Source organism: Bacteroides sp. AF32-8BH (assembly GCF_003435205.1).
GTDB classification, from domain to species: Bacteria; Bacteroidota; Bacteroidia; order Bacteroidales; family Bacteroidaceae; genus Bacteroides; species Bacteroides ovatus.
On record NZ_QVLZ01000116.1, the window covers coordinates 1 to 837 of the forward strand.

1 pseudogene is annotated in these 837 nt (G+C 33.1%); it reads right to left on the bottom strand.

Going from position 1 to position 837, the window contains the following annotated elements:
* Window positions 1–640 (bottom strand): annotated as a pseudogene (locus DWZ47_RS30275) (LuxR family transcriptional regulator); the annotation flags it as partial.
* Window positions 641–837: the final 197 nt, after the last annotated feature.

Consider the following 837-nt stretch of genomic DNA (forward strand, 5'->3'; position numbering starts at 1 on the left):
GTTTCAAAAGCATTTCCTCTTCCTCTTTTAGCAAGTTGCTACTTTTTAGCAAGTTGCTGATATTGCTGTGTATGGATCTTCCTAATAAGGGGATCATGGTGTATATGATGATGACCAAAGGCAGATAACTGTATAGGAACGGTTCGTCGGTGATAAGTGTGCAGATTGTATAGGAAGCTATGGTAAGGGAGGACAATAGGATGGAGATCTTACTCATATAGGCACAGATGGAAAGCATGATAAATAAGATAGAGAGAGTAAGGTTACTCATTATCAATGCTCTTTGATAACTATATTCATATCCGCTACATATTGAGCAATAAATTATCTCGATAAAAATCTCGATATGTATGGCTATCAGTATAATGGAAAAGGTCGTGGTCAGATTTACTCTCTTTTTAAAATAAGCGAGAGTACACATAATGATAAACAGGAATAATGCGCTGTTAATATAATAAAACTGTTCATTGGGAAATGGAACTGAAAATATGTATATGGGTGCGCATAAGGCCAGCATGAGCAGGGATAGATGAAAGACACGTTTTTGTTGATACGTTATTATCTTTTCTCTTTCTTTTTTGTCGTAAGTTTGAGTTTTTATTGAACTTAGAAAAGTAGCGGCTTTTGTGCTGATTTTCATGTGTTTTATTGTTTTAAGTGTTATTAAGTATGATGTTTCCTGCAAAAATAACTGTTTTTTTTTTTTTTTTTGTATGCTTAAGTACTTTTCTTTATGATGTTAAGTATTTTTAATTGTTGTGTAAGCATGATTGGCTGCTGTGGTAAGTGTTGTAGCTGTTGTGTGGTTGTCTTTTTAAGTATTTATAAGTTTAAAAT